Raw genomic sequence first — 4,029 nt, 5'->3', positions numbered from 1 at the left:
GCATGGCCACGGGCACGGTTCTTGGAACGAGCTTCCCTGCGCGAGGATTACCTCAATCAGGTTCAAAGGGACTTTCTCAGTCGAAGACCTCTCGGCCTGCAACACCCCTAGCGAATGCGCCGCAAAATTCTGCGGCGCAGGGTGGATTCTATGCGATGCCCAAGCGCTGGTGCAACAAGCTGGACGTTGTCGTGTACTGCAGCAGGGTCTTTTCTGCCGGGCGCAAAAGGGCCACAGCGCCAAAGGCGGCCAGCGTGGCTTCATGAAAGCCGCAGAGGATGAGCTTTTTCTTGCCCGGGTAGGTGTTGATGTCACCCACGGCAAAAATGCCGGGTTCGGAGGTCGCAAAGTTTTCGGTGTTGACCACCAGCTGTTTGCGTTCCATGGCCAGGCCCCATTCGGCGATGGGCCCCAGTTTGGGCGACAGGCCCAGGCAGGTTTGCAAAATGTCCAGGCTCAGCCACTCGGTTTCGCCCAGCGGGTTGAGCAATTCAAGCGCGCTCAGGCGCTGGTGCTCGGTGCGCAGGCCGGTGGGCTGCCCGGGCACAAAACGCATGTGACCTGCCGCGCAGGCCTGGCGCATTTGTGCGATCAAATCAGGCGTGGCGCTGAACTGGTCTCGGCGGTGCAGCAGGGTGACGCTGGCCGCAGCTTGCGGGCCATCGATGGCGTCTAGGCAAGTTTGCAAGGCGGCATCGCCGTCACCGGCCACCACCAGGTGTTGCCCTGCCCAGCGCTCAGGGGCCGGGTGTTCTGCGAAGACCTGGCTGCCTTCAAAGGCTTCCAGCCCGTTCAGCACCATGCGGCGCGGCACAAAAGCGCCCACGCCTGCCGCGATGAACAGGGTTTGGGTGTGCAAAACAGTGCCCGATGCGGTGCGCACAGCCAGGCGCTGGTCGCTTTGCCTTTGGATGCTGCTGACGGCATGGCCCAAATGGAGCGTGGGTTGGAAGGGCGCGATTTGTTGCTGCAGGCGCTGGATCAGCTCCAGGCCAGTGCAAACGGGAATGCCGGGGATGTCGTAGATCGGTTTGTGGGCATACAGCTCAGCGCATTGGCCTCCCACGTGAGGCAGTGCGTCAATGAGGTGGCAATGGATGCCTTGCAGCCCCAACTGGAAAACCTGAAACAGGCCCACAGGGCCTGCGCCAATGACCAGCGCTTCGGTGTCGGTGGGGGCGGTCATGGCGGTCTGTTGAGGGAGGAAGGCCAAAAGGCTCGGCCTGGGGCGGGCTCAGCGGATCAAATGCGCCAGCTTGCTGGTCTTGTCTTTCCAGGCATCGGCATCGGGCATGGGGGTCTTGCGCTTGGTGATGCTTTTCCAGCCGGGCAACAAGGCCAGCTCGGCGTTCAGCGGGATCATGTGCTGCTGGTCGGCTGGCAGGTCTTCTTCGGCGTAGATGGCGTTCACGGGGCACTCGGGGATGCACACGGCGCAATCAATGCACTCGTCCGGGTCGATGGTCAGGAAATTCGGGCCTTCGCGAAAGCAATCCACTGGGCAAACGTCGACGCAGTCGGTGTATTTGCATTGGATACAGGATTCGGTAACAACGTGGGTCATGGTGGACTCGGAAAAGGGAATGGGTACTGCCCGTGCAGCGCCAAGTTAGTGATTTTAAAGGAGATCAGTTCACCAGCACGGCGCCTGAGGTTTTGTGGGTGGCGGTGTCCACCAGCACCATCGCCCCCAGCACGCGCGAACGGGCAAAGGGCAGCGTCATCAGGGGCTCTTGCAGCGCCAAAATCACGTGGCCGATGGCGTTGGGGGCCAGTTCGGTGGCTTCTTCTTCGGCCAGGGTGTTCACGTTCAGCCGGTGCACCACGCGCTGCACTTTGACCTTGACCCAGCGGTGGCCGTGCAGCGCCCAATACAGGCGACCAGCCACCAGGGGCTCGTCGTCCATCCAGGCGATGGTGGTGCTCAACTCGCGCTGGCTTTCGGGGGCCCCAAAAAACGCCGTTTTTTCGGCCAGCAGCCAGTCGCCACGTGAGACGTCCACCTCGCGGTCCAGCACGATACCGGCGCTGTGGCCTGCGGCTTTGTTTTGGGGTTGTCGGGTGGCTGACAGCACTTGCGAGACCACGGCGGTCTGGCCGCTCGGGAAGACCTGAATGGTCTGGCCTGGCGCGATGCTGCCGGTGGCCACGCGGCCCCAGAAAACGCGCCGGCCCTGGGTGGTGATGCCCGAGTCGTGGAACTTTTCCACCCACTGCACCGGAAAGCTGAAAGCCGCATCGGTCTCGGCCGGCGTCACGGGCAGGGCTTCGAGGATGCTCAAAAGGCTTGGGCCGGTGTAGCCACACCAGTCGCTTTGGCCATGGTTGTCGGTGTCCACCACGTTCCAGCCCTTGAGGGCCGAGAGGGGCACCATGGCGGTGATGTGGATGCCAGCTTCATTGGCAAATTTTTCCAGGGCAGCCGCGATGTTTTGGTAAGCCAGCGCCGGATCGGCCACCGCGTCGAGCTTGTTGATGGCGAACACGATGGACGGCACGCGCAGCAGATTGACCAGCAGCGCGTGGCGGCGGGTTTGCAGCAGCAACTGCAAATCGGGCTTGGCCCAGTCGAGCTTGATGGCATCGACCAGCACCACCGCCGCGTCGGCGCTGGATGCGGCGGTGACCATGTTGCGGGTGTATTGCTCATGGCCGGGTGCGTCACCAATGATGAACTTGCGCGCTTCGGTGTTGAAGTAGCGGTAGGCCACGTCGATCGTGATGCCTTGTTCACGTTCGGCGCTCAGGCCATCGGTCAGCAGGGCCAGGTCGGTTTGACCCGCGCGCTGCACACCGGCCAGGTGGTCTTGCAGCACGGCTTTGGTGTCCACCAGCAGGCGGCCAATCAGCGTGCTTTTGCCGTCGTCGACCGAGCCGCAGGTGATGAATCGCAACGCGGTGTGCGTGTTGCTTACCGAGGATGCTGCTGAAAAGTGTTGTTCGATTTGCATGTGATGTTTCTCCCTGCTCAGAAATAGCCGTCTTTTTTGCGCTTCTCCATCGAAGCCTCGGACGTCTTGTCGTCCATGCGCGTGGCGCCGCGCTCGCTGACATCGGCGGCCAGGGTCTCGATCACGATTTGCTCGGGCGTGGCCGCGGTGCTTGCTACCGGGCAGGTGCAGGTGATGTCGCCCACGGTGCGAAAGCGCACGTCACGGGTCACCACTTCTTCGCCGTCTTTGGGTGGGGTCAGTTCGGTCACCGGCACCAGCAGGCCCCGGCGGTCCACCACCTCGCGCTTGTGGCTGTAATAAATCGAGGGCAGGGCGATTTTTTCGCGGGCGATGTATTGCCACACATCCAGCTCGGTCCAGTTGCTGATCGGGAACACGCGAAAGTGCTCGCCTGGTTGCAGGCGGGTGTTGAACAGCGTCCACAGCTCGGGGCGCTGGGCCTTGGGCTGCCATTGGCCAAAGCTGTCGCGGTGGCTGAAGATGCGTTCTTTGGCGCGGGCTTTTTCTTCGTCGCGGCGGGCACCGCCGATCAGTGCGTCAAAGCGAAATTCTTCGATGGCCTCGAGCAGCGTGACCGACTGGTGCACGTTGCGGCTTTCGCCTGGGTGCGCCAGGCGCACGCTGCCGCGCTTCATCGAGTCTTCGACGCTGCGCACGATCAGCTCGGCCCCCAGCTCTTTGGCACGCGCGTCGCGAAAGTCGGTCACTTCCTGAAAGTTGTGGCCGGTGTCGATCATCAAGAGTGGGTAAGGAATGCGGCCCGCGCCGAAAGCCTTCTCGGCACACTTGAGCATGACCAGCGAATCCTTGCCGCCCGAAAACAGAAGGGTGGGGCGCTCGAAAGCGGCAGCGACTTCGCGCAGGATGAAGATGGTTTCTTCTTCCAGCGCATCCAGGTGGGAATTGCTCAGGGTGTGCAACTCGGTTTGTGTCATGGCGTTCATGTTTTTTTCTCTTCAAATTCGGTCAAGGCGTTTCGGGGCTGAACCGCAACGGTTCACGTGATGTGTGGCGGGCTCGGGGGCACAGTGGGCGACGATGTGTGGCGCGAAGCGACTTCTGAGGAGCCCACTGT

General features: G+C 62.1%; 4 protein-coding genes and 1 riboswitch. All 4 genes read right to left on the bottom strand.

Going from position 1 to position 4,029, the window contains the following annotated elements; translation table 11 throughout:
• Positions 1-16: 16 nt before the first annotated feature.
• Positions 17-119, bottom strand: a riboswitch (TPP riboswitch).
• Between the two features lie 29 nt (positions 120-148).
• The 4 genes from ACIQ3A_RS14190 to cysD all read right to left on the bottom strand — a co-directional run bounded on the left by ACIQ3A_RS14190 (position 149) and on the right by cysD (position 3,898).
• Positions 149-1,186, bottom strand: coding sequence for an NAD(P)/FAD-dependent oxidoreductase (locus ACIQ3A_RS14190; RefSeq protein ID WP_396432373.1), 1,038 nt, complete (start codon positions 1,184-1,186; stop codon positions 149-151).
• Positions 1,187-1,234: 48 nt separating this feature from the next.
• Positions 1,235-1,564, bottom strand: coding sequence for a ferredoxin FdxA (gene fdxA / locus ACIQ3A_RS14185; protein ID WP_396432371.1), 330 nt, complete (start codon positions 1,562-1,564; stop codon positions 1,235-1,237).
• Positions 1,565-1,628: 64 nt separating this feature from the next.
• A complete protein-coding gene (locus tag ACIQ3A_RS14180) occupies positions 1,629-2,951 on the bottom strand; it encodes a sulfate adenylyltransferase subunit 1 (RefSeq protein ID WP_396432370.1) in 1,323 nt (440 codons plus the stop codon).
• A gap of 17 nt (positions 2,952-2,968) precedes the next feature.
• Positions 2,969-3,898: a sulfate adenylyltransferase subunit CysD gene (gene cysD, locus ACIQ3A_RS14175; protein WP_396432369.1), complete on the bottom strand. Its 930-nt coding sequence runs from the start codon at positions 3,896-3,898 to the stop codon at positions 2,969-2,971.
• Positions 3,899-4,029 lie beyond the last annotated feature (131 nt).

The sequence above is a fragment of the Limnohabitans sp. genome, from assembly GCF_044361985.1.
Taxonomy (GTDB): Bacteria; Pseudomonadota; Gammaproteobacteria; order Burkholderiales; family Burkholderiaceae_C; genus Limnohabitans_A.
The sequence above is the reverse complement of the archived record's forward strand: the minus strand, read 5'-3'. Positions and strand labels throughout refer to the sequence as shown.